General features: G+C 62.3%; 28 protein-coding genes. 10 read left to right on the top strand and 18 right to left on the bottom strand.

Annotation, left to right across the window (positions count from 1 at the left end):
* Positions 1-19 precede the first annotated feature (19 nt).
* The 5 genes from AWU82_RS12450 to AWU82_RS12470 form a co-directional block, all read right to left on the bottom strand.
* Positions 20-271, bottom strand: a complete 252-nt coding sequence (locus tag AWU82_RS12450) for a YfhL family 4Fe-4S dicluster ferredoxin (protein WP_003195146.1) — start codon at positions 269-271, stop codon at positions 20-22.
* A gap of 102 nt (positions 272-373) precedes the next feature.
* Positions 374-853, bottom strand: a complete 480-nt coding sequence (gene coaD, locus AWU82_RS12455) for a pantetheine-phosphate adenylyltransferase (RefSeq protein WP_003229157.1) — start codon at positions 851-853, stop codon at positions 374-376.
* A 115-nt stretch (positions 854-968) separates the two neighbouring features.
* The gene (locus tag AWU82_RS12460; RefSeq protein ID WP_064380066.1) at positions 969-2,564 is read right to left on the bottom strand and encodes a GMC family oxidoreductase; all 1,596 of its coding nucleotides are present in this window, start codon (positions 2,562-2,564) and stop codon (positions 969-971) included.
* Positions 2,565-2,606: 42 nt separating this feature from the next.
* A complete protein-coding gene (locus tag AWU82_RS12465) occupies positions 2,607-3,152 on the bottom strand; it encodes a hypothetical protein (RefSeq protein ID WP_064380068.1) in 546 nt (181 codons plus the stop codon).
* 24 nt (positions 3,153-3,176) lie between these two features.
* A complete protein-coding gene (locus AWU82_RS12470; protein ID WP_064380070.1) occupies positions 3,177-4,607 on the bottom strand; it encodes a coniferyl aldehyde dehydrogenase in 1,431 nt (476 codons plus the stop codon).
* A 146-nt stretch (positions 4,608-4,753) separates the two neighbouring features.
* On the opposite strand from AWU82_RS12470, the gene AWU82_RS12475 reads away from it, so the two are divergent.
* Entirely contained in the window at positions 4,754-5,425 is a 672-nt protein-coding gene (locus AWU82_RS12475; RefSeq protein ID WP_011336393.1) for a TetR/AcrR family transcriptional regulator, read from the top strand.
* Between the two features lie 28 nt (positions 5,426-5,453).
* Positions 5,454-6,308 (top strand): sulfurtransferase, encoded by an 855-nt coding sequence (locus tag AWU82_RS12480; RefSeq protein ID WP_064380073.1) that lies wholly within the window; start codon positions 5,454-5,456, stop codon positions 6,306-6,308.
* Between the two features lie 4 nt (positions 6,309-6,312).
* On the opposite strand, the gene AWU82_RS12485 is transcribed toward AWU82_RS12480, so the two are convergent.
* From AWU82_RS12485 to AWU82_RS12510, 6 genes are all read right to left on the bottom strand, one after another.
* Positions 6,313-7,143, bottom strand: coding sequence for an AraC family transcriptional regulator (locus tag AWU82_RS12485; RefSeq protein WP_064380075.1), 831 nt, complete (start codon positions 7,141-7,143; stop codon positions 6,313-6,315).
* Positions 7,144-7,146: 3 nt separating this feature from the next.
* Complete coding sequence (locus AWU82_RS12490; RefSeq protein WP_064380077.1) at positions 7,147-8,145, bottom strand: hydrolase; 999 nt, start codon at positions 8,143-8,145, stop codon at positions 7,147-7,149.
* Between the two features lie 63 nt (positions 8,146-8,208).
* On the bottom strand, positions 8,209-8,817 hold the full coding sequence (gene rsmD, locus AWU82_RS12495; protein WP_064380079.1) for a 16S rRNA (guanine(966)-N(2))-methyltransferase RsmD: 609 nt from the start codon (positions 8,815-8,817) through the stop codon (positions 8,209-8,211).
* Positions 8,817-10,304 carry a M16 family metallopeptidase gene (locus AWU82_RS12500; RefSeq protein WP_011336388.1) on the bottom strand — a complete coding sequence of 496 codons (1,488 nt, stop codon included), beginning with the start codon at positions 10,302-10,304 and terminating at the stop codon, positions 8,817-8,819. The genes rsmD and AWU82_RS12500 overlap by 1 nt, the downstream gene beginning before the upstream one ends.
* Entirely contained in the window at positions 10,297-11,652 is a 1,356-nt protein-coding gene (locus AWU82_RS12505; RefSeq protein WP_064380081.1) for a M16 family metallopeptidase, read from the bottom strand. Before AWU82_RS12505 ends, AWU82_RS12500 begins: the two co-directional genes overlap by 8 nt.
* 6 nt (positions 11,653-11,658) lie before the next feature.
* Positions 11,659-11,850 (bottom strand): hypothetical protein, encoded by a 192-nt coding sequence (locus tag AWU82_RS12510; RefSeq protein WP_064380084.1) that lies wholly within the window; start codon positions 11,848-11,850, stop codon positions 11,659-11,661.
* A 146-nt stretch (positions 11,851-11,996) separates the two neighbouring features.
* Here AWU82_RS12510 and ftsY point away from each other — a divergent pair, with 146 nt between their 5' ends.
* From ftsY to rpoH, 4 genes are all read left to right on the top strand, one after another.
* The gene (gene ftsY, locus AWU82_RS12515) at positions 11,997-13,514 is read left to right on the top strand and encodes a signal recognition particle-docking protein FtsY (RefSeq protein ID WP_064380086.1); all 1,518 of its coding nucleotides are present in this window, start codon (positions 11,997-11,999) and stop codon (positions 13,512-13,514) included.
* Positions 13,511-14,182 (top strand): cell division ATP-binding protein FtsE, encoded by a 672-nt coding sequence (ftsE, locus tag AWU82_RS12520; protein WP_064380087.1) that lies wholly within the window; start codon positions 13,511-13,513, stop codon positions 14,180-14,182. The genes ftsY and ftsE overlap by 4 nt, the downstream gene beginning before the upstream one ends.
* Positions 14,179-15,204: a permease-like cell division protein FtsX gene (gene ftsX / locus AWU82_RS12525; protein WP_064380089.1), complete on the top strand. Its 1,026-nt coding sequence runs from the start codon at positions 14,179-14,181 to the stop codon at positions 15,202-15,204. The genes ftsE and ftsX overlap by 4 nt, the downstream gene beginning before the upstream one ends.
* 115 nt (positions 15,205-15,319) lie before the next feature.
* Positions 15,320-16,174, top strand: coding sequence for an RNA polymerase sigma factor RpoH (gene rpoH / locus AWU82_RS12530; RefSeq protein WP_007953393.1), 855 nt, complete (start codon positions 15,320-15,322; stop codon positions 16,172-16,174).
* Between the two features lie 70 nt (positions 16,175-16,244).
* On the opposite strand, the gene mtgA is transcribed toward rpoH, so the two are convergent.
* Positions 16,245-16,967 (bottom strand): monofunctional biosynthetic peptidoglycan transglycosylase, encoded by a 723-nt coding sequence (gene mtgA, locus AWU82_RS12535; RefSeq protein WP_064380090.1) that lies wholly within the window; start codon positions 16,965-16,967, stop codon positions 16,245-16,247.
* A gap of 74 nt (positions 16,968-17,041) precedes the next feature.
* On the opposite strand from mtgA, the gene AWU82_RS12540 reads away from it, so the two are divergent.
* The 4 genes from AWU82_RS12540 to trmB all read left to right on the top strand — a co-directional run bounded on the left by AWU82_RS12540 (position 17,042) and on the right by trmB (position 19,285).
* A complete protein-coding gene (locus AWU82_RS12540) occupies positions 17,042-17,422 on the top strand; it encodes a DUF423 domain-containing protein (RefSeq protein WP_011336384.1) in 381 nt (126 codons plus the stop codon).
* Positions 17,423-17,494: 72 nt separating this feature from the next.
* Complete coding sequence (thiS, locus tag AWU82_RS12545) at positions 17,495-17,695, top strand: sulfur carrier protein ThiS (protein ID WP_007953386.1); 201 nt, start codon at positions 17,495-17,497, stop codon at positions 17,693-17,695.
* A gap of 60 nt (positions 17,696-17,755) precedes the next feature.
* Positions 17,756-18,550, top strand: coding sequence for a thiazole synthase (locus tag AWU82_RS12550; protein WP_007953385.1), 795 nt, complete (start codon positions 17,756-17,758; stop codon positions 18,548-18,550).
* 9 nt (positions 18,551-18,559) lie between these two features.
* Positions 18,560-19,285 (top strand): tRNA (guanosine(46)-N7)-methyltransferase TrmB, encoded by a 726-nt coding sequence (trmB, locus tag AWU82_RS12555; protein ID WP_064380092.1) that lies wholly within the window; start codon positions 18,560-18,562, stop codon positions 19,283-19,285.
* A gap of 143 nt (positions 19,286-19,428) precedes the next feature.
* Here the strand turns inward: trmB and AWU82_RS12560 are convergent, their stop codons facing one another.
* Genes AWU82_RS12560 through metX form a run of 6 tightly spaced genes read right to left on the bottom strand, consistent with a single transcriptional unit; the run spans position 19,429 to position 23,795 of the window.
* Positions 19,429-19,752, bottom strand: coding sequence for a DUF3392 domain-containing protein (locus AWU82_RS12560; protein ID WP_011336381.1), 324 nt, complete (start codon positions 19,750-19,752; stop codon positions 19,429-19,431).
* A 19-nt stretch (positions 19,753-19,771) separates the two neighbouring features.
* A complete protein-coding gene (hemW, locus tag AWU82_RS12565; RefSeq protein ID WP_064380094.1) occupies positions 19,772-20,977 on the bottom strand; it encodes a radical SAM family heme chaperone HemW in 1,206 nt (401 codons plus the stop codon).
* Positions 20,974-21,570 carry an RdgB/HAM1 family non-canonical purine NTP pyrophosphatase gene (gene rdgB / locus AWU82_RS12570; RefSeq protein WP_011336379.1) on the bottom strand — a complete coding sequence of 199 codons (597 nt, stop codon included), beginning with the start codon at positions 21,568-21,570 and terminating at the stop codon, positions 20,974-20,976. Before rdgB ends, hemW begins: the two co-directional genes overlap by 4 nt.
* Positions 21,567-22,001: a DUF4426 domain-containing protein gene (locus tag AWU82_RS12575; RefSeq protein WP_011336378.1), complete on the bottom strand. Its 435-nt coding sequence runs from the start codon at positions 21,999-22,001 to the stop codon at positions 21,567-21,569. Before AWU82_RS12575 ends, rdgB begins: the two co-directional genes overlap by 4 nt.
* A 26-nt stretch (positions 22,002-22,027) precedes the next feature.
* Positions 22,028-22,648: a methionine biosynthesis protein MetW gene (metW, locus tag AWU82_RS12580; protein ID WP_011336377.1), complete on the bottom strand. Its 621-nt coding sequence runs from the start codon at positions 22,646-22,648 to the stop codon at positions 22,028-22,030.
* Between the two features lie 7 nt (positions 22,649-22,655).
* Entirely contained in the window at positions 22,656-23,795 is a 1,140-nt protein-coding gene (metX, locus tag AWU82_RS12585) for a homoserine O-succinyltransferase MetX (RefSeq protein ID WP_011336376.1), read from the bottom strand.
* Positions 23,796-23,872: the final 77 nt, after the last annotated feature.

Raw genomic sequence — 23,872 nt, forward strand, 5'->3', positions numbered from 1 at the left:
TGCGATCGGATTCAGTGGCTCAAGCCTTGCCGGTGATCTTGCGGTACTTCTCCATCAACTGTTCTTCAGTCTCCGGATGGGCTTCGTCCAGTGGAATGCAATCCACCGGACAGACCTGCTGGCACTGCGGCTCGTCGTAGTGGCCGACGCATTGGGTGCACAGGTTCGGGTCGATCACGTAGATCTCTTCGCCTTGGGAGATGGCGGCGTTCGGGCACTCGGGTTCGCAGACGTCGCAGTTGATGCAATCGTCGGTGATGATCAGGGACATGCTAACTCCAGCCGGGGCGGGGAGCCCGGGCGCTATGAATCAATGCGCGCAATTGTGCCGCATTGGCGCCCGTAGTGCACGCGGGCGCCGTTTGAACGGTCGTTACTTCTTGAAGCGCAGGGTCAGGGCGTCGGCCACCGCCGGGTGGACGAACTTGCTGATGTCGCCGCCCAGGGCCGCGATTTCCCGCACCAGGGTCGAGGAAATGAACGAATAACGCTCGGACGGGGTGAGAAACAGGCTCTCCACATCCGGCGCCAACTGGCGGTTCATGTTGGCCAGCTGGAATTCGTATTCGAAGTCCGACACCGCGCGCAGGCCACGCAGGAACACGTTGGCGTTCTGCTCTTTGGCGAAATGCGCCAGCAGCGTCGAGAAGCCGACCACTTCCACGTTCGGCAGGTGTTTGGTGACCTCGCGGGCCAGCTCGACCCGTTGTTCCAGCGGGAACAGCGGATTCTTCTTGGGGCTGGCGGCGACGGCGATGATCACATGGTCGAACAGGCGCGAGGCGCGTTCGACCAGATCGCCATGGCCCTTGGTAATAGGGTCGAAGGTACCTGGGTACAACACTCGGTTCATCGCGTCGTCCTGGCGGGAATCCGTTGGGGAGTCGGATGGTATCGCAGCCGTCCCGGTGGGGAAAGTCGCCTGTTGGGTAAGAAAGCACTATAGACGATCGGAAATTTCGTCTTTTTCACGGGTTTCTCAACCGTTCGCCGAGGGATGTCGCCAGTTGCGCCGTCAGACCATACACCGACAACTGCGGGTTGGCCCCGATGCTGGTGGGGAACAACGAGCCGTCATGAATCGACAGATTGCGCAGTTGATGATGGCGGCCGAGGCTGTCGGTGACGGCGGTTTTCGGGTCCTCGCCCATGGCGCAACCGCCCATGACGTGGGCGCTGCCCAGACGTGTGCGATACAACTCCAGACTCAGGCTGTCGATCAATGAGCGGGCCTCGGCCAGGCTGTTCACGTAGCGCGCATCGGCGTGCATCGGCATCACCGCTTTGGCGCCGCCGGCGAACTGGATCTCGGCCATGCTGTGGAAGGATCGGCGCAGACCCTCCCAGGTGTAAGGCGAGACCTGATAGTCGAGCACCGGCGAGCCGTCACCGCGCAACTCGACGCTGCCGCCCGGGCTGTCCGGGTGAAAACCGTCACGCAGCAGGGCCAGCATCGCGTGGGTGTGCGGCAGGTCCGCCATGTGTTGCGCGCTTTCCTGACCAAAACCACCGAGCAACGTGGCGGCCAGCGCTGGGTGCAGCGGCGGCACTTCGAGTTTGTAGGCCATCGGGCCGGTGGTGCCGTCCTTCCACTGGAAATGGTCCGAGTAGATCGATTGCGGCGCACCGTAAAACGGGTTGATCACCTCGTCGAAACGCCCGGCGGACATGTTCACCAGATGCAGGAAGGTGCGCTTGCCCAGGCGTTTGTGCGGATCCGGTGCGTCCGAACGCATCAGCAGCGCCGGGCTGTTGATCCCGCCGCCGGCCAGCACGTAATGCCGTGCCTTGACGGTGATCGTGCGTCCAGTCGGTTCGACGCAACGTTCGTCCATCGCCACGCATTGCAGGCCGATGACTTTGTCGCCGTTGATCAAAAGCTTTTCGGCCCGGGCCAGATAAAGCAGCTCGCCACCCTTTTCCAAAGTCGCCGGAATGGTCGTGACCATCATCGATTGCTTGGCATTGGTCGGGCAGCCCATGCCGCAATAGCCGAGGTTCCAGCAGCCGCGCACGTTGCGCGGGATCACGTGCCAGCTGTAGCCGAGCTGTTCGCAGCCTTTGCGGATCACGTCGTTGTTGGCGTTGGGCGGCACCATCCACGGAGCGACGCCGAGACGCTGCTCCATTTTTTCGAACCACGGCGCCATGTCGGCGGGGCTGTGGCCTTTGACGTTGTGTTCTTTGGCCCAGTGTTCCAGGGTCGGCTCGGGCGTGCGAAAACTCGAGGTCCAGTTGATCAGCGTGGTGCCGCCGACTGCGCGCCCCTGAAGGATGGTGATCGCGCCGTCCTTGCTCATGCGGCCGATGCCTTCCTGATAGAGGCTGCTGTAGGCCTGGTCTTCCAGCAGTTTGAAATCGCTGCTGGTCTTGAGCGGGCCTTCTTCGATCAGCAGCACTTTATAGCCGGCGGCGCTGAGGATCTCCGCCGTGGTGCCACCGCCGGCACCGCTGCCGATGATGGCCACGTCGGTTTCCAGGGTCAGGTCATCGTTCAGTTGTGCGCCGTTGTAGGTTTTCCAGCCACGGGCAAGGCCTTCGCGAAACGGGTCGGGTACGGGCATCGATCAGGTTCTCTTATTATTGTTTTGCGTGGGTCGCCAGGCTCAAACGGCGGGCGGGCCGGGGTAACCGCAATGGGCCCACGATCCGTTGCGGGTGTACCAAGCCATCATCACCATTTGCAGCAATGAGCTGTGGCCCATGCGCAGCAGGTTCAGCGAGCTGTTTTCCCAACGTTCGAGGAAGTGGCGGATCGCTTCGGGGCTGGCGTTTTCCCAACTGCCCCAGATCCCGGTCAATGGTCCGCGCGTCACTGCCATGCCCAGCACATCGAACAGTTGCCGGGTGAGCTTGAGCATTTCCGGCGACAGGTGATCGAGGCTGTAATCCAGCGACTTCAGGGTGCCATCGACAGCGGCGGGCAGCTTTTCCACAGCAACGGCGCCATCCAGCATCACTGGAATCAGTGCGCGCAGAAACAGCAGATCGCCGCTGCGCAACGTGGCGAACCCGTTGGCTGAAACGCTCGAAGAACAGCCGCTGAGACTGGCACCAAGGCCGGCGGTGGCGAGGAAAGCCGTGGCGCCGAGGCTGAATTTCAGCAGCCCACGGCGCGACAGGGCAGGTGTTTCGGTCAGGCTTGGGTGCATTGTTGTTATTACCCGGCGGTGACGTTAGCGAATGAACAGTTTCTGGATCAGTTTCTGAATGGTTTTGCCGTAGGGCGGGTAGATCAGCTTCGCCGCGTTGAAGCGCTGTTTGACCAGCACGCCCTTGGCCTTGCTGAACGTCAGGAAACCTTCGTGCCCGTGGTAATGGCCCATGCCCGACGGGCCGATGCCGCCGAACGGCATGTCGTCCTGCGCCACATGCAGCAGCGTGTCGTTGAGGCAGACGCCACCGGAATGGGTTTCGCTGAGCACGCGTTTCTGTTCGCGTTTGTCGTAGCCGAAGTAGTAAAGAGCCAGAGGACGTGGCCGCTGATTGATGTAAGCAAATGCCTGATCCAGATCCTGATACGGCACGATCGGCAGCAGCGGGCCGAAGATTTCATCCTGCATCACCGTCATCTCGTCGCTGACATTCAGCAGCAGGCTGTGGGGCATGCGCCGGCCCTGGCCCTGGTCGAACAGCGGAATCAGCAGCGCGCCCTTGCTGGTGGCGTCGCTGAGGTAGCTGTTGAGCCGCGCCAATTGGCGCTCGTTGATGATGGCGGTGTAGTCCGGGTTGTCGGCAAGCGTCGGATAAAACCCGCGCACGGCCTGGCGATAGGCTTCGACGAATCCGCCGACGCGCTCTTCCGGCACCAGCACATAGTCAGGGGCAACGCAGGTCTGCCCGGCGTTGAGGGTCTTGCCGAAGGCGATGCGTTCGGCGGCGTCCTTGAGCGGAACGTTGCGGGAGACGATGGCCGGGGACTTGCCGCCCAGCTCCAGGGTCACCGGCGTCAGGTTCTCTGCCGCTGCCCGCATCACGTGCTTGCCGACGCTGGTGGAACCGGTGAACAACAAGTGGTCGAAACGCATTTTCGAAAACGCCACGCCGACATCAGCCTCGCCGAGCACCACGCACACCAGATCTTCGGGGAAGATCCGCGCCAGCAGTTCCTTGAGCAACAGGCCGGTGGCCGGGGTCGATTCGCTGAGCTTGAGCATCACCCGGTTGCCGGCCGCGAGCGCGCCGGTCAGCGGGCCGATGGCGAGAAACAGCGGATAGTTCCACGGCACGATGACGCCGACCACTCCGAGGGGCTGATACACGACTTTCGCCGACGCCGGCTGGAAAGCCACACCCACTTTGCGTCGCGAAGGTTTCATCCACTGGCTGATGTGCTGGCTGGCGTAGTGAATGCCGTGCAGGCTCGGCATCAGTTCGGCGAGCAGGGTTTCATCGGCGCTGCGGTGGCTGAAGTCGGAGCTGATGGCGTCGATCAGGGCCTGCCGTTCGCTGCTCAGCAAATCGCGCAGGGCCTTGAGCCATTGCTGGCGCTGGGTTGCAGGCGGCATCGGGTTGGCGGCGTAGGCGGCGCGCTGCGCGTTGAACAGCCGGTTGAGCTCTTCCAGCGGCTGTTGCAGCGTTTGCAGGTAGGCAATATCGGCAGTCATTGTCAGCTCCGTAGGTATTGTTATGACGAGCTTTTTAGAGTCAATGCTCTAGAAAGTCAAATGGCTTCCTTGCGCATCCTGGTTTTATCCCGTTCCGGTTAGGTCGTAAGATGCCCCCCAACGCACTCTGAATTAAAGCTCAAGCCATGGCCCCACGGATCAAAACCAGCGAGCGCATCGTGCAGAACAGCCTCGAGCTGTTCAATCAGCAGGGCGAGCGCAGCATCAGCACCAATCACATCGCCGCCCACATGGAGATTTCTCCGGGCAATCTGTACTACCACTTCCCCAACAAGCAGGCGATCATCGCCGTGCTGTTCAGTGAGTACGAAAGCCTGGTGGACAGCTTCCTGCGTCCGCCCCAGGGCCGTGCCGCGACGGTCGAAGACAAGCGCTTCTATCTCAAGGAATTGCTGTCGGCGATGTGGCGCTACCGCTTTCTGCACCGCGATCTCGAACACTTGCTCGACAGCGATCCGGATCTGGCCGCGCGTTATCGCCGCTTCTCCCAGCGCTGCGTAATCCAGGGCGCAGCGATCTACGAAGGCTTTGTCGCTGCCGGGATCCTGAAGATGGACCGAGTGCAGATCGAATCCCTGACCCTCAACGCGTGGATCATCCTCACCTCGTGGGTGCGCTTCCTGTGCACGACCCGGGAGAACTCCAATTACCTCAGTGAACAGGCCATCAAGCGTGGCGTGTATCAGGTGCTGGTGCTGGAAGCGGGGTTTGTCACCGAGCAGGCCCGCGATGAGGTCAACGCCTTGTTCGAAGAGTTCTACGTGCCGCTGGCCCAGGCCCTCGAAGAAAGACCGTAATTCCATTTCCTCACTGGAGTCGTTCGCTATGCCGATTGCGCAACTGATCAGCCCGACCGCACTGGATGCCCGCAAGGCGCAACCGGGGCTGGTGATTCTCGACTGCCGTTTTGCCCTCGAAGACCCGGATTACGGCCAGCGCAGCTACGCCGAGGGGCACATTGCCGGGGCACATTTCGCTGATCTTGAACGCGACCTCAGCGGCCCGGTCATCAAGGGCGTGACCGGCCGCCATCCGCTGCCGGAGCCGGCGGCGCTGATCGAACGCCTGCAAGCATTCGGCATCAACAATGACAGTGACGTGGTTTTGTATGACGACGGCCCGGGCGCCTATGCGGCGCGGGCCTGGTGGTTGCTGGCGTGGCTGGGCAAGCGCGACGGCGTGTTCATTCTCGATGGCGGACTCAAGGCCTGGCATGCGGCGGGATTGCCGTTGAGTCTTGATCCACCGTCAGCGGGCCGGGGCAGCTTCAGCGGCCAGCCGGACATGAGCCTGCTGCTCAGCGCCGAGCAATTGCAGCAGCGCCTCGGTCAGCCGGCCCTGACCCTGCTCGATGCCCGCGCCTTGCCGCGTTTCAAGGGCGAAGTGGAGCCGATCGACCCGGTCGCCGGGCACATTCCCGGCGCGCAATGCGCGGCGTTTACCGACAACCTGGGCAGCGACGGGCGTTTCCTGCCGGCCGATCAGCTCAAACAGCGTTTCGCCGCGAAACTCGGCGAGCGTTCGCCGAGCGATCTGGTGGCTTACTGCGGCTCCGGGGTGACGGCGTGTCACAACCTGTTCGCCCTGTGCCTGGCGGGTTACCCGTTGGGTTCGCTGTATGCCGGATCGTGGAGCGAGTGGATCAACGAGCCGTCGCGCGGTATCGCTACGGGCGAGTAAGCCATCAGCGATCCAGCCGCGCACTGCGATAGGCCGCCGGGCCTACGCCATAAACCTGTTTGAACTGCCGGCTCAGATGGCTCTGGTCGGCAAATCCCAACTGCGTGGCGACTTCCACCGGCAGGCAGCCGCTCTGCAGTAAACCCCGCGCGCAGGCGATCCGCTGCTGCATCAGCCAGCTGTGCGGCGGCATGCCGGTGGCGCGGCGGAAAACCCGGGCGAAGTGGAAAGGCGAGAGATTCACCGCCGCCGCCAGTTCTTCCAGCGAGGGCGGCGCCGCCAGTTGCGCGTGCAGCAACTCCTTGGCCATCGCTACCGCGCGGTGCTCTTTGCCGGGCTTGCCGTTGATCTGCACCGCCGCGTGACGCTGCAACAGCAGCATCATCATTTCTCGCCACACCGTTTGCTGTTGCAACGCGGTGGCGGGGCTTTCCAGCAAGCGATGCAACTGACAGAAACCGTTGACCAGATCCGGATCGCGATACAGCGTCGCAGCGAAGGCCGGCATCGGTGCGGTCGGCAGTTCCAGTTCATTCAACAGCGCGACGATTTGCCCGGTGTCGGGATAAAACGCCCGGTACAGCCAGCCGTCCTCGGTGCCCTTGTGGCCGTTATGCACTTCGTCCGGATTGATCAGCACCAGCGTACCGCTGCCCGCCAGGTGTTCGGCGCCGCGATAACGGTAGCGCTGGGCGCCGGCCATGATCATGCCGATCACATAACCGTCGTGGACGTGCGGGGCGAAACGATGCTCGATGTAGCGCGCGGTCAACAGCTCGACACCGGCCAGAGGCGCGGCTTGCCAGAAACGGATCGACTCGCCCTGATCGTTCATGACTCACTCGCGCCCCGCGTCGGCCAGCCACTGTGGAATCCGTCGTTCCAGGTAATAACCCGGCTGGCGGAGTGTGCCGTCGACGAAGCCGACATGCCCGCCCTTATTCTGCAATTCGAACTGGGTCGTGGCCGACAACTCATTGGCCGAAGGCAGGCTGTGGGGGAACACGAACGGATCGTCCGCCGCCTGAATGATCAGGGTCGGCGTGCGGATCTCGCCGAGAAAGTAACGGCTCGACGCGCGGCGATAGTAATCCTCGGCATCGGCGAAACCGTGCAGAGGCGCCGTCACCCGGCCATCGAAATCCCAGAAGGTGCGCATGTTTTCCAGCGAGCCGAGGGCCGCCAGTGCAGCGAGACCGTCCTCGCGGCCGTCGTGCTGGAACTGGCGCTGCTTGTTCTTGATGTACGCCACCATCTCGCGCATGAAGTGCGCCTGATAGACCTTCGAGAAACCCTGGCCGATACGGTCGGCACATTGATCCAGGCGAAACGGCACCGACACCGCCACCGCACCGAGCACGCCGCTGGCGCTGCCGGTTTCCCCCAGATGCTTGAGCAGCACGTTGCCGCCAAGGGAGTAGCCGACCGCATACAGCGGCGCCAGTGGCCGCTTGGCTTTCAGGTGGCGGAGGGTTTCGGCGAGGTCTTCGCTGGCGCCGGAATGATAGCTGCGCGGCAACAGGTTCGGCTCGCCGGAGCAGCCGCGCCAGTTCAGTGCAACACTGGCCCGGCCTTGTGCGGCGAGCGCTGCCTGGATTCCGGCCACGTAAGGCGAATTGGAAGAACCGGTCAGGCCGTGCAACACCAGCACCAATGGCGCCTCGGCGCTGTGCGGGCCATACCAGTCCAGATCCAGAAAGTCGCCGTCGTCCAGCCACAGCCGTTCGCGCTGGCGATCAAGGTGCACGGTTTTACGCCACAGCGGCCCCCACAGGGTTTGCAGGTGCGGATTGCCGAGGCCGAAGGCGGGGATGAACGTTTTTGACGAAGGGGACACGATTGCTCTCGATGCAGCGCAGCGAGCCTCGGCTGAGACTCGCCGCTTTTTCAGGCCGGTCGGTTAACCGGCGATCACTGCCATACGTTGCCACAACGCGTAGTACACCCGCCCGGATTTCTGCTCGCGGTGCAGGCGCCAGTTGCCCGGCAGGCCGAGGGTCGATGGCGCGGTTTCGCTTTCAGTGTAGATCCACGAATCATCGGCCAGCCATTGGCGCTCTTCCAGCAGCGTGCACACCGCTGGCAGCAGGTTCTGGTTGAACGGGGGGTCGAGGAATACCAGGTCGAACGCGGTCGCGGTCTGGGTTTCCAGGTAGCGCAGCGCATCGGCGGTCTGCACCTGGCCGTTGGTGCAGCGCAGGGTGCCGAGGTGTTCTTTCAGACTGGAGACCGCGACGTGGCTGGCATCCAGCGCCTGGCCCATGGCCGCGCCACGGGACAGCGCTTCGAGAAACAGCGCGCCGCTACCGGCGAACGGGTCGAGTACCTTGGCCCCGGCAACGTAAGGCGCAAGCCAGTTGAACAGGGTTTCACGCACCCGGTCCGGCGTCGGACGCAGGCCCGGCGCATCAGGGAAGCTCAGTTTTCGGCTGCGCCATTCGCCGCCGATGATGCGCAACTGGTTCACCCCGTTGTGCAGTTTTTGTACAGGTTTCTTTGGACTGGCCATTAATGCTCCGGAACCCCGAGCGGCTGCTCGGCAGGTTTATCAGATGGGGCCGGTAACGGCTTTTGCGGCACGGTCGGGCCAGCGCTGACGATGACCAGTTTATCCGTGCTCAAGTGTTTGTTCAGAACGTCGCGAACCTGCTCGACCGTCAGGCTCTGGGACTGACGCATGAAGTCGTCCAGATAGCTCAGCGGCAGGTTGTAGAAACCCATGGCGCCGAGCTGGCCGACGATATCGGCGTTGCTCGCGGTGGACAGCGGGAAGCTGCCGGCCAGTTCGCGCTTGGCGTCGTCCAGTTCTTTCTGGGTCGGGCCGGTCTTGAGGTAGTCGGCGAGCACGTCCTGCACCAGTTTCAGGGTGCCCTCGCTCATTTCCGCGCGGGTCTGCAGATTGATCATGAACGGGCCGCGAGCCTGCATCGGGCTGAAGGCCGAATACACGCCGTAGGTCAGGCCGCGTTTCTCGCGCACTTCGCTCATCAGCCGGGTGCCGAAACCGCCACCGCCGAGGATCTGGTTGCCCATCGACAGCGCGGCGTAGTCCGGGTCGTCGCGGTCGATGCCCAGTTGCGCGATCATCAGGTTGGTCTGCTTCGACGGAAACTCGATGTGGCCGATGCCGGCTTTCGGCTCGGTCGGTTGCTCGACTTTCGCCAGCGCCGGGCCTTTTGGCAGCGCAGCGGACACCTGATTGGCAATCGCCTCGGCTTCGCTGCGGGACAGATCGCCCACCAGCGCAATCACCACGTTGCCGGCGGCATACGCCTTGGCGTGGAACTCACGCAGTTGTGCCAGCGTGATCTTCGGCACGCTTTGCGCATTGCCGTCGCTGGAATGGGCGTACGGGTGATCGCCGTACAGACGCTTCATCAGCTCCAGGCTGGCGAGTTTGCCGGGGTTCTGTTTCTGGTACTCGAAACCGGCGAGCATCTGGTTCTTGATGCGCGCGAAGGAATCGGCCGGGAAGGTCGGTTTGCCCACCACTTCCGAGAACAGTTTCAGCGCCGGCTCGCGTTTGTCGGCAGCGCTCAGACTGCGCAGCGACGCGATGGCCATGTCTTTATAGGCGCCGTTGCCGAAATCCGCGCCCAGGCCTTCGAAACCTTGAGCGATGGCACCGACATCCTTGCCCGCCACACCTTCGTTGAGCATGGCGTTGGTCAGCAGGGCCAGACCTGGCGCGTTGCCGTCCTGGCTGCTGCCGGCGGCAAAGATCAGGCGCATGTCGAACATCGGCAGTTCGCGAGCCTCGACGAACAGCACCTTGGCGCCTTCGGCGGTGTTCCAGGTCTGCACGTCGAGCTTGCGGCTGGCCGGGGCCTTGCCGTCGAGTTCGGCCAGCGATTGCAGCTTCTGGCTGGACTTGGCGTTATCCAGCGCTTCGCTGGCCTTGGTGTTGTCGCTCGGCACCAGATAGAACGCAGCGGAGCCGATGATGGCCACGGCGATCAGGCCGAGCAGCAGACGTGGGGTTTTGCGCTCACTCATGAGTCGTCTCCAGTGGCAGTACGTGGGCGACGCTGAGACGTTCGCGGGTGAAATACAGCTTGGCGGCATTCTGGATGTCTTGCGGGGTGACGCTTTCCAGGTCGGCCAGTTCGGTGTCCATCAGCTTCCACGACAGACCGACGGTTTCCAGCTGGCCGATGGCGGTGGCCTGGCTGGTGATCGAGTCGCGCTCGAAGACCAGACCGGCGATAACCTGCGCACGCACGCGTTCCAGTTCTTCAGCGGACGGCGCGGTGGTTTTCAGCTGTTCCAGCAGTTTCCACAGACCGGCTTCAGCCTGGGCCATGGTCTTTTTCTTCTGGGTGTTCGGCGTGGCCGACAGGGTGAACAGGCTGTCACCGCGGGTGTAGGCGTCGTAACTCGACGAGCCGCCGGACACCAACTCTTCGCCGCGCTCCAGTTGGGTCGGGATGCGACCGCTGTAGCCGCCGTCCAGCAGCGCCGAAATCAGGCGCAAGGCGTTGACCGAGCGTTTGTCTTCGGCGGTGGCGATGCTCGGGACGTTGAAACCGAGCATCAGGCTCGGCAGTTGAGTCTGCACGTGCAGGGTGATCTGGCGTTCACCCGGTTCTGCCAGTTCCAGCGGCTTTTTCGCCGGCGGTACGTCGCGTTTCGCGATTGGCCCGAAGTAGCGCTGAGCAAGGGTCTTCACCTCGTCCGGGGTCACGTCACCGACCACCACCAGCGTGGCGTTGTTCGGCACATACCAGGACTGATACCAGTGACGCAGCTCTTCGACCTTCATCCGCTCAAGGTCGGCCATCCAGCCGATGGTCGGTGTGTGATAACCGCTGGCCGGGTAGGCCATGGCCTTGTAGCGCTCGTAAGCCTTGGCCATCGGCTTGTCGTCGGTGCGCAGGCGGCGCTCTTCCTTGATGACTTCGATTTCCTTGGCGAACTCGTCGGCCGGCAGGCGCAGGTTGGCCATGCGGTCGGCTTCCAGTTCGAAGGCCACGCCCAGACGGTCGCGGGCCAGCACCTGGTAATAAGCGGTGAAATCGTCGCTGGTGAACGCGTTCTCTTCGGCGCCGAGGTCACGCAGGATCAGCGAGGCTTCGCCGGGGCCGACTTTCTCGCTGCCCTTGAACATCATGTGCTCGAGAGCGTGGGACAGACCGGTCTGGCCCGGGGTTTCGTAGCTGGAACCAACCTTGTACCAGACCTGCGACACCACCACCGGCGCGCGATGGTCTTCGCGCACGACAACCTTCAGGCCGTTGTCGAGGGTGAATTCGTGGGTCGGTTGCGGGTCGGCCGCCAGGGCCGAAAGTGGCAGGCAGACTGTGCTGAGCAGCAGGCCTGCGGCGCGGCGGGCTAGAGCATTCATTCGTTTTTAAACCTGTTGGGCTGCCCGCTTGGTCTTAGCGTCGGCGGGCGAGAGGGTGCTAGGATACTGATCCGTTTTACCGGCGACCACGCCTATCCGGTTTTGAAACTTGATCAGGTTGTATGGGTTTGCGGCAGAAGGCTTTGGTTTATCAGCTAAACTTCGCTTTTTCGCCGATTTTGCCGGCCAGTCCTTCATTAAAACGATTCCTTTGAGGTGCCGTTGGTGCCTCGACAAAATGTTGCGCGTGAACAAGCTGGGTGAAACACAGTCTGTTCTGCATCGAATATTTATTTGCCGGGGCGCCCCTGTGGCGCGTCGCTACCGTGAGATAGCCGTCCTCCATGTTTGGTTCCAACGACGACAAGAAGACCCCAGCTGCGGCTGGCGAGAAGAAAAGCCTGTTCGGATGGCTGCGCAAGAAACCGCAGGAACCCGTTGTCGAACAGCCGACTGCCATTCCTGAACCGGCCCCTGCGCCCGCTCCCGTAATAGAAGAAGCGCCGGCACCGGTCGTGCTGCCGATCGCCGAGCCGGTGCTGCAACCGGTGGCCGAGGTCGAGCCTGAAGCGCCGGCTGCCGCCGAGTTGCCGCTGACCCCGGCCAGCGAACCGTGGCTGAGCTTACCGGTGGCGGAAGAGCCGGTGGCGCTGGTTGAAGAGGCCGCGCCGCACGTTACACCGCCGATTCCTGCGCCGGTGGCGTTCACGCCAGAGCCTGTTCAGGCGCCGGTGGTGGACGCTGCTCCTTTCATTCCAGAACCTGTGGTTGCTGCTCCGGTTGCTCCGATTGTCGAAGTGCCCGAGCCTGCACCTGCACCTGCACCTGCACCTGCACCTGCACCTGCACCTGCACCTGCACCTGTCGCCGTAGCGCCAGTGGAATCCCAGGTTGAAACCCAGGTCGAGGCTCCGCGTACCGAGGAAACCAAGGCCGGCTTCTTTGCCCGTCTCAAGCAAGGCCTGTCCAAGACCAGCGCCAGTATCGGCGAAGGCATGGCCAGCCTGTTCCTCGGCAAGAAAGCCATCGATGACGATCTGCTCGACGATCTTGAAACCCGCCTGCTGACGGCCGACGTTGGCGTCGAGGCAACATCGGTGATCATCCAGCGCCTGACCCAGAAGGTCGCACGTAAAGAGCTGGCCGATTCCGACGCCCTGTATAAATCCCTGCAGGCCGAGCTGGCCGCAATGCTCAAACCGGTCGAGCAGCCGCTGAAGATCGCTTCCCGGAACAAGCCGTTCGTGATTCTGGTGGTCGGCGTCAACGGCGCCGGCAAGACCACCACCATCGGCAAACTGGCGAAGAAACTGCAACTGGAAGGCAAGAAAGTCATGCTGGCCGCCGGTGATACCTTCCGTGCTGCGGCTGTCGAGCAGTTGCAGGTCTGGGGCGAACGCAACAAGATTCCGGTGATCGCCCAGCACACGGGCGCGGACTCGGCTTCGGTGATTTTCGATGCCGTGCAGGCCGCCAAGGCTCGTGGCATCGACGTGCTGATCGCCGACACCGCCGGTCGTCTGCACACCAAAGACAACCTGATGGAAGAGCTGAAGAAGGTTCGCCGGGTCATCGGCAAGCTCGACGCCGATGCGCCGCACGAAGTGCTGCTGGTACTCGACGCCGGCACCGGCCAGAACGCCATCAACCAGGCCAAGCAATTCAACCAGACCGTCGAACTGACCGGCCTGGCGCTGACCAAGCTCGACGGGACCGCCAAGGGCGGGGTGATTTTCGCCCTGGCCAAGCAATTCGGCCTGCCGATCCGCTATATCGGCGTCGGTGAAGGCATCGACGATCTGCGTACCTTTGAAGCCGAACCCTTTGTCCAGGCACTGTTTGCCGAGCGGGAGCGTTCATGATTCGTTTCGAACAGGTCGGTAAACGCTACCCGAACGGTCACGTCGGCTTGCATGAGCTGAGCTTTCGAGTCCGTCGCGGCGAGTTCCTGTTTGTCACCGGCCACTCCGGTGCCGGTAAATCCACATTGTTGCGCCTGTTGCTGGCGATGGAGCGTCCGACCAGTGGCAAGCTGCTGCTGGCCGGGCAGGACCTGAGCACCATCAGCAATGCGCAGATTCCGTTCCTGCGTCGGCAGATCGGTGTGGTGTTCCAGAACCATCAACTGTTGTTCGATCGCACGGTGTTCAACAACGTCGCGCTGCCGTTGCAGATTCTCGGGCTGTCCAAGGTCGAAATCGCCAAGCGCGTCGACTCAGCGCTGGAGCGCGTGGCGCTGTCGGACAAGGCCGATCTGTATCCGGGCGACCTGTCCACCGGTCAGCAACAGCGCGTCGGCATTGCCCGGGCCATCGTTCACCGTCCGGCCCTGCTGCTGGCGGACGAACCGACCGGTAACCTCGACCCGCGTCTGGCGGCCGAGATCATGGGCGTGTTCGAAGATATCAACCGTCTGGGCACCAGCGTGCTGATCGCCAGTCACGACCTGGCGCTGATCGCGCGCATGCGCCATCGCATGCTGACCCTGCAACGCGGCCGATTGATCGGCGACGGGGAGGCCGGCGTATGAGTGCAACACGCAGTCCGAAGGTTTCCGAGCGCGTGGCCCCGAAGGCCGCCGATCCGCAACCGCCAAAGAAGAAAAAGCACGACGATGACGACGGCCCGGATTTCGCCACGTTGTTCCGTGCCTGGATCGAAAGCCATCGCGCCAGCTGGATCGACAGCCTGCGCCGTCTCGGCAAGCAGCCGATCGGCAGCTTCTTCACCTGCATGGTGATGGCAGTTGCGCTGAGTCTGCCGATGGGCCTTTCGTTGTTGCTGAACAATGTCGAGCGCCTGGGCGGCTCGTGGCAGCGCGCGGCGCAGATCTCGCTGTACCTGGAGCTCGAGGCGACTCCGGCTCAGGGCGAAGCATTGCGCGACCAGATCAAGGGCATGCCGGGCGTAGCTGATGCTGAATATGTCGGCCGCGATCAGGCGCTGGAAGAGTTCCAGCAGCAGTCCGGCTTGGGCGAAGCCCTGCGCGAGCTGCCGGAAAACCCGCTGCCGGGCGTGGTACTGGTGACGCCGAACGAGGTCGACAAGTCGACCCTGGAAGCATTAAGACAAAAACTTTCCGAGCTGCCCAAGGTACAACAGGCGCAACTTGATCTAGTCTGGGTCGAGCGTCTGGCCGCCATCCTCAAGCTCGGCGACCGTTTCGTGTTCGGTCTGACGGTGTTGCTGGTTTCCGCATTACTTTTGGTGATAGGCAATACCATTCGTCTTCATATTGAAAACCGCCGCACCGAGATAGAAGTGATTAAACTCGTCGGCGGCACCGACAGTTATGTGCGTCGTCCCTTCCTTTATATGGGCGCGCTGTATGGCTTCGGTGCGGGGCTGCTGTCCTGGGGTGTGTTGGCGTTCGGCCTGAACTGGCTGAACGATGCGGTGGTCGGGCTGGCCGGTTTGTACGGCAGTGATTTCGCACTGGCCGGCGTGCCAGTGGCCGACGGTCTGTCGCTCTTGCTTGGCGCGGTGCTGTTGGGTTATATCGGTGCATGGATTGCAGTCGCACGTCATCTCAGGGAGCTGGCGCCGAAGTAGAATCTTTTTTGCGCGTGATTGACCTTTCAGTGGTTAAGGAAACTTTCATTTGAGTTTCCGGTCAATTTTTCGCAATGCTGAAAAGCATGAGTATGTAAGTCGGAGGTTTTTCCGTATGTCCAATTCTTTGCAACCTGCGTATGCATTGGTCCCAGGCGCAAACCTGGAAGCCTACGTGCACACCGTCAACAGCATTCCTTTGCTGACGCCGGAGCAGGAGCGTGAACTGGCCGAGAGTCTCTACTATGAGCAGGATCTGGGGGCGGCTCGGCAGATGGTGCTCGCCCACCTGCGGTTTGTTGTACACATCGCCCGTAGCTATTCCGGCTACGGTCTGGCTCAGGCTGACCTGATCCAGGAAGGCAACGTCGGCCTGATGAAGGCCGTGAAGCGTTTCAACCCGGAAATGGGCGTGCGTCTGGTGTCCTTCGCGGTGCACTGGATCAAGGCCGAGATTCACGAGTTCATCCTGCGCAACTGGCGGATCGTGAAGGTCGCGACCACCAAGGCCCAGCGCAAGCTGTTCTTCAACCTGCGCAGCCAGAAGAAACGTCTGGCCTGGCTGAACAACGAGGAAGTCCACCGTGTGGCGGAAAGTCTCGGCGTCGAGCCGCGTGAAGTGCGTGAGATGGAAAGTCGCCTGACCGGCCATGACATGGCTTTCGACCCGGCTGCGGAAGCGGACGACGACAGTGCTTTCCAGTCGCCGGCCAACTACCTGGAAGACCACCGGTACGACCCGGCGCGTCAACTGGAAGATGCCGACTGGAGCGACAACTCCAATCACAACCTGCACGAAGCGCTGGAAGTGCTGGACGAACGTAGCCGCGACATCCTCTACCAGCGCTGGCTGGCAGAAGAGAAAGCCACGCTGCACGACTTGGCGCAGAAGTACAACGTGTCGGCCGAGCGGATCCGTCAGCTCGAGAAGAGCGCGATGAACAAGCTCAAATTGTCGATTGCCGCATAACCGGTAGTCCGGCAATAAAAAACGCCCCGATCAGTGATGATCGGGGCGTTTTTGTTTGCCTGTCGGAAAGTCATTGGGCCCAGGGCGCGCGGCGCGAATCATTGAGTGTGAGCAAATAGCTGTCGCCACCCAGCTGGCTCATCTGCTGGCGAATCCAGCCGGCGCGGCGCGACACATAAGCGGTCGGATGACTGGCGCTCCAGACCCGGGGATTCGGCAGCACGGCCGCCAGATAACTCGCCTGCTGCCGGGACAATGACTTGGCGGCTACGCCAAAGTGATGCCTTGCCGCCGCTTCGGCACCAAACACGCCGTCATCCCACTCGACGCTGTTCAGGTACACCTCGAGAATCCGCTGCTTGGGCCAGAAAACTTCGATCAGTGCGGTAAACCATGCTTCCAGGCCTTTGCGCAGGTAGCTGCGACCTGACCACAAAAACAGGTTTTTCGATACTTGCTGGCTCAAGGTGCTGGCGCCACGAATCGAGCCGCCGAGTTCGTTGTGGGCCAGTGCCGCCTTGATTGCACGCAGGTCAAACCCCCAGTGCTCGGGGAATTTCTGGTCTTCGCCGGCAATCACCGCGACCTTCAAGTCATCGGAGATCTCGTCCCACGGTTTCCAGGTGCGTTGCAGATCGATCGGCTCGCCGTCGACCCAGGATTCGATCTTGCGCTCGATCATCAGCGCCGTGCCCGGTGGCGGCACGAAGCGAAACACCAGCACCAGCAATACGCTGCCACCCGCGAACCAGAGCAGGGCCTTCGTGAAACGACGGAGAAATAAACGCAGCATAGAGATGGCTTGGCCGAACCGGTTGAGCGGGCCATTATACAGACCCTGCCGATCGAGTCTGACTGGAGTTCTACATGCTGCGTAGCTTTCTGATGCTGGCTGCCTTTTTTGGTTTCACCGGTGTCGGCCTCGGCGCATTCGCCGCCCATGGCTTGAAAAACCGCCTGACACCCGAATACCTGGCGATCTTCCACACCGGCGTCACCTATCAACTCGTGCATGCGCTGGCGCTGTTCGGCGTGGCGCTGCTGGCCACGCAGCTTCAGGGGCGTCTGGTCGCCTGGGCCGGCATCTCGTTCACCATCGGCATCCTGCTGTTCTCCGGCAGCCTGTACCTGTTGACCACCCTCGGCATCGGCAAGCTCGGCATCATCACCCCGTTCGGTGGCCTGGCGTTCCTGATTGGCTGGCTGTGCCTCGGACTCGCCGCCTGGCGCCTGCAGCCAACCGCTTGACGCTTGGTGCTGACCTTTAGGTCATGATCGGGCTAGAATGCCACCCCCTAAAAAGTGATGGCGGCGTTGCGCATGCGCATTCAGTTGAACGGTGAATCCTTTGAACTGCCCGACGGTGAAACCGTTGCGGCCCTGCTGACCCGTCTGGACCTGACCGGACGCCGCGTCGCGGTCGAACTCAATCTGGATATCGTCCCGCGCAGCCAGCATGCCGACACCACTTTGAACGACGGCGACAACGTCGAAGTCGTGCACGCCATCGGCGGCGGCTGATCGCCAGGCCTGCATGGGCCGAGAATTCTGCAAGACCCTCACCCCAACAGAGGATTTCCCATGAGCATCGTTCGTAGCGACAAGCCTTTCGTTCTGGCCGGTCGTACTTACCAGTCGCGTTTGCTGGTCGGTACCGGCAAGTACCGTGACATGGAAGAAACCCGCCTGGCCATCGAAGCCTCGGGTGCCGAGATCGTCACCTTCGCGGTGCGCCGCACCAACCTGGGCCAGATCGAAGGCGAGCCGAACCTGCTCGAAGTGCTGTCGCCGGATCGCTACACCTTCCTGCCGAACACCGCCGGCTGCTACGACGCGGTCGAGGCCGTGCGCACCTGCCGCCTGGCCCGTGAGCTACTCGACGGCCACAACCTGGTGAAGCTGGAAGTGCTGGCCGACCAGAAAACCCTGTTCCCCAACGTGATCGAAACCCTCAAGGCCGCCGAAGTACTGGTCAAGGAAGGTTTCGACGTGATGGTTTACACCAGTGATGACCCGATCATCGCCCGGCAACTGGCGGAAATCGGCTGCATCGCGGTGATGCCGCTGGCCGGTCTGATCGGTTCGGGCCTGGGGATCTGCAACCCGTACAACCTGCAGATCATCCTCGAAGAAGCCAAAATTCCGGTGCTGGTGGATGCCGGTGTCGGTACCGCTTCCGACGCCACCATCTCCATGGAACTGGGCTGTGACGCCGTGCTGATGAACTCGGCCATCGCCCATGCTCAGCAGCCGATCATGATGGCCGAAGCCATGAAACACGCGATCGTCGCGGGCCGCCTGGCCTACCTCGCCGGCCGCATGCCGAAAAAACTCTATGCCAGCGCCTCTTCGCCGCTGGATGGTCTGATCAAGTAAGAGCTATTGATGACTGAATCGAACGACACGCCAATCCAGACGGAAGAAGGCGACGAGCGCCAACATCGCCGCATCAAGAGTTTCGTGATGCGCGCCGGGCGCATGACCGAAGGCCAGCAGCGCGGCCTGGATCAGGGCGCGCCGAAGTTCGTCCTGCCGCTGGCCGATGCGCCGGTGGATTTCGACCAGGTGTTCGGCCGTTCCGCGCCGCGTTCGCTGGAGATCGGTTTCGGCATGGGCCACTCGCTGCTGGAAATGGCCGCCGCTGCGCCGGAGCAGGATTTCATCGGTGTCGAGGTTCACCGCCCGGGTGTCGGCGCACTGCTCAACGGCGTGCTGACTCAGGGCCTGACCAACCTGCGGGTCTACGACTGCGACGCGATCGAAGTGCTCAACCGCTGCATCGCCGACAACAGCCTCGATCGCCTGATGCTGTTCTTCCCGGATCCGTGGCACAAGAGCCGTCACCACAAGCGCCGTATCGTTCAGGCGTCTTTCGCTGAGCTGGTGCGCAGCAAGCTGAAGGTTGGCGGCATTCTGCACATGGCCACCGACTGGGAGCCGTACGCCGAATACATGCTGGAAGTGATGAACGTCGCCCCGGGCTATCGCAACCTTGCCGAAGACGGCAAGTGCGTACCCCGCCCGGCCGAACGCCCGATCACCAAGTTCGAACGCCGCGGCGAACGTCTTGGGCATGGCGTTTGGGATCTGAAGTTCGAGAAGCAGTCGTAAGTACTGCGCAGTGATCGTTCCCACGTCGAGGCGTCGAACCGTCTGCGTGGGAATGCCTCGATGGACGCTCCGCGTCCGCTTCAGGGACGCAGAGCGTCCCGGGCTGCATTCCCACGCGGAGCGTGGGAACGAGCACGTGGAGATCAGCGGCGGTCGGCGACCACGCCAATCAACACCAGCACCACCAACAACACCGGCGCCAGGCTGTAGTTGTTGAACTGGCTCAGCCCCTTCACCACCCACGGCGTCGCGTAGATCAGCGCCGCGCCGCTGCCGATCATGCACAGCAGGGCCATCAGCGGCACACGCAGGGCGCCGGCAATGCTACCCAGGCGTTGCTCGACCCAGCCCTTGAAGTCGGCGCCGAACAGCACCAGCAGACAGCCCACCAGCGCCAGCGCGATTTCCGAGAGGTTGCTGCGGCTCCAGCGGGACACGGTGGCGAGCAGGTCGAGTATCAAATCCATGCGGTTTCCTTAAGAGCGGTCAGCTCAGAAATTTCTGCAGCAAGTCGTTGAGGAACAGTTGTCCGCGCTCGGTGGCCGCCAGACGTGACGGTTCGACCTGCAACAGACCGCTTTGTTCGGCCTCGCGCCGGTGTTCGTCGAGGCTCTCCAGCGGCAGGCCGGTGCGCTCCGGGTACAGGCGCGATTCGACGCCGGCGGTCAGGCGCAGGGCGTTCATCAGGAACTCGAACGGCATCTCGTCGTTGGTCAGGGCTTTCTCGCCGGCCTGGAAGCTTTTGGCCGGGTTGAGGTAGTCCTTCGGCAGGCGCGTCTTCCAGGTGCGCACGATGCGCCCGTCCGGATGGCTGAGCTTGCCGTGGGCGCCGGCGCCGATGCCGATGAAGTCGCCGAAGCTCCAGTAATTGAGGTTATGCCGCGCCGGGCGACCCGGTTGGGCGTAGGCCGAAACTTCGTACTGCGCGTAACCGTGCTCGGCCAGCAGTGCCTGTCCGGCCTCTTGAATGTCCCACAGCGTGTCGTCTTCCGGCAGCACCGGCGGCTGGTTCCAGAACACGGTGTTCGGCTCCAGCGTCAGCTGATACCAGGAAATGTGGGTCGGCTTCAGGTCGATCGCCTGGCGCAGGTCGCTCAGGGCATCGTCCAGCGACTGGTCCGGCAGGCCGTGCATCAAGTCGAGGTTGAAGTTATCGAACCCGGCCTGGCGCGCCATGCCGGCGGCGCGTACCGCTTCATCGCCGTTGTGGATACGGCCGAGGGCCTTGAGTTTTTCCTGCTGGAAGCTCTGGATGCCGATCGACAGGCGATTGATCCCCAGTTTGCGGTAGGCGACGAACTTCTCTTGTTCGAAGGTCCCGGGGTTGGCTTCCAGGGTAATTTCGATGTCATCGGCAAACGGGATGCGCTGTTTCACGCCTTCCAGCAAACGGCCCAGGGCTTCGGCACTGAACAGGCTCGGCGTGCCGCCGCCAAAGAAGATCGAACTCAACTCACGGCCATACACCGCGTGCAGATCTTGATCCAGGTCGGCCAGCATCGCGTCGACGTACTCCTGTTCCGGCAGCACCGGGCTGGCGGTGTGGGAGTTGAAGTCGCAATACGGGCATTTGCGCACACACCACGGGATGTGGATGTACAGCGCCAGGGGCGGCAGCGTCGGCAACGGCGCCCGAGACGAGGAGGCGGCGCCGCCGATAATCAGCGACGACGCGGAGGAACTATCGGTCATTTCAAGCCCAGACGCTGGCGCAGCAGATCCATTGCACGGGCGCGGTGGCTGATCTGGTTCTTGTCGCTCGGGCTCAGTTCGGCGCTGGACACATTACGCTCCGGCACCCAGAACAACGGGTCGTAGCCGAAACCGTGCTCACCGCTGGCGGCGGTCAGAATGCGCCCGTGCCACAGGCCTTCGCAGAGGATCGGCAGCGGATCGTCGGCGTGACGCACCAGTGCCAATACGCAGACGAACTGCGCGCCGCGTTCGGCTTCCGGCACGTCCTTCAAGGCGTCGAGCAGTTTGGCGTTGTTCGCCGCATCGCCCTTGCCGTCGGCGTAGCGCGCCGAGTAGATGCCCGGCGCACCGCCAAGGAAATCCACCGCCAGACCCGAGTCGTCGGCCAGCGCCGGCAGACCGGAAATGCGCGCGGCATTGCGGGCCTTGAGGATCGCGTTCTCGACGAACGACAGGCCGGTTTCTTCCGGCTCCACGCTGCTGAATTCGCCGATCGAGCGCAGTTGCACCGAGTCGCCGAGCATGGCCTGGAGTTCCTTGAGTTTGCCGGCGTTATGGCTGGCCAGTACGAGTTGCTTGAGATTGATCATTGGCCAGGGAAAAGCTCTTGGTTGAAATTGAGGGTGTTGATCTTGTCGCCGGTCTGCACCTTGATTTCAAAGGTGCGGGTTTCCTGCTGCTCCACCGGGTACTGGGCGATGTAATAGATCGCGCCCTGTTCGGTGATCTGGCGGAAAGTCAGCGGCACGCTCTGGCTGGTCAGGTCCTTGACGGTGCCGGTGACTTGGGCGATCAGCGGCTTGCCGTCCTTGATCACCGAAACATTGATCACACCCTGGTTCTTGCTGCGGATCAGCTCGGCCGCCTTGGCGATGTCCGGCGTCAGGAAGGTCGAGTTGAAGGTGTTGTAATGCACGGTGACATCACCGAACACTTCCTTGCGTTCGCCCTTGATGGCATCGGCGGCCACGGCCGACAGGCTCAGGCAGGCGGCCAATAGCGCGGTAATCAAGCGTCCCATGTTCGTTCTCCTCGCAATGTCGTGGTTCAGACCGCGATTCTGTGATCCGCAAGCCCCGGGCTGCTGACGCGGTAGATACCGATCTCACCTAACAGATTAGGCCATAGCTTACTGGCCCACCCGTGGCGGTGCTGTTGATCCACGGCAAGCCGATCAATGACCTTCGCCTCACGTTCGCGACAAAGTTCTTCAAAGTCTTCGAAGGTGCAGAAGTGGATGTTCGGCGTGTTGTACCAGGTGTACGGCAGAAATTCCGAAACCGGCATCCGACCCTTGCTCGCCAGGTACCAGCGGCAGCGCCAGTGACCGAAATTCGGGAACGTGATGATGCACTGGCGGCCGACCCGCAGCATTTCGTCGAGGATCTTGTCCGGGTAGTGCACGGCTTGCAGGGCCTGGGTCATCACCACGATATCGAAGCTGTTGCTGGCGAAGTTGCCCAGGCCTTTGTCCAGGTCCTGCTCGATGACGTTGATGCCCTTGGCCACGCACTCGGCGATGTTGTCCGGGTCGTTTTCCAGGCCATAGCCGGTGACCTGCTTGTGGTCGCGCAGCCAGGTCAGCAACTCGCCGTCACCGCAGCCGAGGTCGAGCACGCGGCTGCCGGCGGGGATCCATTCCTGGATGATTTCCAGATCAGCTCTCATGGCTTTCTCACAACGTAATGCGGTTCATGTAATTGCCGAACGCCTGCAAATAACGCGGGATCGGAATCAGGAAGGCGTCGTGGCCTTGCGGCGCGTCGATTTCCAGGTAGCTGACGTCTTTGCGCGCCGCCATCAGCGCATCCACCAGTTCCCGCGAGCGGGCCGGGGAGAAGCGCCAGTCGGTGGTGAACGACATCACGCAGAACTTGGCTTTTGCACCTTCGAAGGTTTTCGCCAGGTTATCGTTGAAGTTCGCTGCCGGATCGAAGTAGTCCAGCGCCTTGGTCATCAACAGATAGGTGTTGGCATCGAAGCGCCCTGAGAACTCTTCGCCCTGATAACGCAGGTAGCTTTCGACCTGGAACTCGACGCTGTGGAAGTCGTAGTTGAGCTTTTCGCTCTTCAGGCCACGGCCGAATTTCTCGCCCATGGAGTCGTCGGACAGGTACGTGATGTGCCCGACCATCCGCGCCAGCATCAGGCCGCGCTTGGGGATCACGCCGTGTTCCTGGAACGAGCCGCCGTGGAATTCCGGGTCGGTGAGGATCGCCTGGCGCGCCACTTCGTTGAAGGCGATGTTCTGCGCCGACAGCTTGGGGGCCGAGGCGATGGCCAGGCAGTGGCGAACGCGATCCGGATACGTGATGGTCCATTGCAGCGCCTGCATGCCGCCCAGGCTGCCACCGATCACCGCCGCCCACTGGCCGATGCCGAGCAGGTCGGCCAGGCGTGCCTGGCTGTGCACCCAGTCTTCCACGGTCAGCACCGGGAAGTCGGCGCCGAACGGCTTGCCGGTTTCCGGATTGAGGCTGCTCGGGCCGGTAGAACCATTGCAACCGCCGAGGTTGTTCAGGCTGACCACGAAGAACTTGTTGGTGTCGATCGGTTTGCCGGGGCCGATGCAGCTGTCCCACCAACCGGGCTTGCGGTCGTCGACGCTGTGATAACCCGCAGCGTGGTGGTGGCCGGACAGGGCGTGGCAGATCAGCACGGCGTTGCTCGCTTGCGCGTTCAGCGTGCCGTAGGTTTCGTAGATCAGGTCATAATCGGCCAGCGAACGGCCGCAGGCCAGGGCCAGCGGTTCGCTGAAGTGCGCCGTTTGCGGCGTCACCAGACCAACAGAATCGGGGGGAAAGGCAGCTGGCATCGACCCTGCTCTCGTTGAAATGAGGCGTAAGTCTAAAGACCGGTGGGGTTAGCGGCAAGCAACGATCAGGCCTGATT

Source organism: Pseudomonas glycinae, from assembly GCF_001594225.2.
Taxonomy (GTDB): Bacteria; Pseudomonadota; Gammaproteobacteria; order Pseudomonadales; family Pseudomonadaceae; genus Aquipseudomonas; species Aquipseudomonas glycinae.

Bases quoted from the DNA above. Each gene is read 5' to 3' on its own strand.
- AWU82_RS12450 (WP_003195146.1), bottom strand. From the start codon at position 271: ATGTCCCTGATCATCACCGACGATTGCATCAACTGCGACGTCTGCGAA.
- coaD (WP_003229157.1), bottom strand. From the start codon at position 853: ATGAACCGAGTGTTGTACCCAGGTACCTTCGACCCTATTACCAAGGGC.
- AWU82_RS12460 (WP_064380066.1), bottom strand. From the start codon at position 2,564: ATGCCCGTACCCGACCCGTTTCGCGAAGGCCTTGCCCGTGGCTGGAAA.
- AWU82_RS12465 (WP_064380068.1), bottom strand. From the start codon at position 3,152: ATGCACCCAAGCCTGACCGAAACACCTGCCCTGTCGCGCCGTGGGCTG.
- AWU82_RS12470 (WP_064380070.1), bottom strand. From the start codon at position 4,607: ATGACTGCCGATATTGCCTACCTGCAAACGCTGCAACAGCCGCTGGAA.
- AWU82_RS12475 (WP_011336393.1), top strand. From the start codon at position 4,754: ATGGCCCCACGGATCAAAACCAGCGAGCGCATCGTGCAGAACAGCCTC.
- AWU82_RS12480 (WP_064380073.1), top strand. From the start codon at position 5,454: ATGCCGATTGCGCAACTGATCAGCCCGACCGCACTGGATGCCCGCAAG.
- AWU82_RS12485 (WP_064380075.1), bottom strand. From the start codon at position 7,143: ATGAACGATCAGGGCGAGTCGATCCGTTTCTGGCAAGCCGCGCCTCTG.
- rsmD (WP_064380079.1), bottom strand. From the start codon at position 8,817: ATGGCCAGTCCAAAGAAACCTGTACAAAAACTGCACAACGGGGTGAAC.
- AWU82_RS12500 (WP_011336388.1), bottom strand. From the start codon at position 10,304: ATGAGTGAGCGCAAAACCCCACGTCTGCTGCTCGGCCTGATCGCCGTG.
- AWU82_RS12505 (WP_064380081.1), bottom strand. From the start codon at position 11,652: ATGAATGCTCTAGCCCGCCGCGCCGCAGGCCTGCTGCTCAGCACAGTC.
- AWU82_RS12510 (WP_064380084.1), bottom strand. From the start codon at position 11,850: ATGAAGGACTGGCCGGCAAAATCGGCGAAAAAGCGAAGTTTAGCTGAT.
- ftsY (WP_064380086.1), top strand. From the start codon at position 11,997: ATGTTTGGTTCCAACGACGACAAGAAGACCCCAGCTGCGGCTGGCGAG.
- ftsE (WP_064380087.1), top strand. From the start codon at position 13,511: ATGATTCGTTTCGAACAGGTCGGTAAACGCTACCCGAACGGTCACGTC.
- ftsX (WP_064380089.1), top strand. From the start codon at position 14,179: ATGAGTGCAACACGCAGTCCGAAGGTTTCCGAGCGCGTGGCCCCGAAG.
- rpoH (WP_007953393.1), top strand. From the start codon at position 15,320: ATGTCCAATTCTTTGCAACCTGCGTATGCATTGGTCCCAGGCGCAAAC.
- mtgA (WP_064380090.1), bottom strand. From the start codon at position 16,967: ATGCTGCGTTTATTTCTCCGTCGTTTCACGAAGGCCCTGCTCTGGTTC.
- AWU82_RS12540 (WP_011336384.1), top strand. From the start codon at position 17,042: ATGCTGCGTAGCTTTCTGATGCTGGCTGCCTTTTTTGGTTTCACCGGT.
- thiS (WP_007953386.1), top strand. From the start codon at position 17,495: ATGCGCATTCAGTTGAACGGTGAATCCTTTGAACTGCCCGACGGTGAA.
- AWU82_RS12550 (WP_007953385.1), top strand. From the start codon at position 17,756: ATGAGCATCGTTCGTAGCGACAAGCCTTTCGTTCTGGCCGGTCGTACT.
- trmB (WP_064380092.1), top strand. From the start codon at position 18,560: ATGACTGAATCGAACGACACGCCAATCCAGACGGAAGAAGGCGACGAG.
- AWU82_RS12560 (WP_011336381.1), bottom strand. From the start codon at position 19,752: ATGGATTTGATACTCGACCTGCTCGCCACCGTGTCCCGCTGGAGCCGC.
- hemW (WP_064380094.1), bottom strand. From the start codon at position 20,977: ATGACCGATAGTTCCTCCGCGTCGTCGCTGATTATCGGCGGCGCCGCC.
- rdgB (WP_011336379.1), bottom strand. From the start codon at position 21,570: ATGATCAATCTCAAGCAACTCGTACTGGCCAGCCATAACGCCGGCAAA.
- AWU82_RS12575 (WP_011336378.1), bottom strand. From the start codon at position 22,001: ATGGGACGCTTGATTACCGCGCTATTGGCCGCCTGCCTGAGCCTGTCG.
- metW (WP_011336377.1), bottom strand. From the start codon at position 22,648: ATGAGAGCTGATCTGGAAATCATCCAGGAATGGATCCCCGCCGGCAGC.
- metX (WP_011336376.1), bottom strand. From the start codon at position 23,795: ATGCCAGCTGCCTTTCCCCCCGATTCTGTTGGTCTGGTGACGCCGCAA.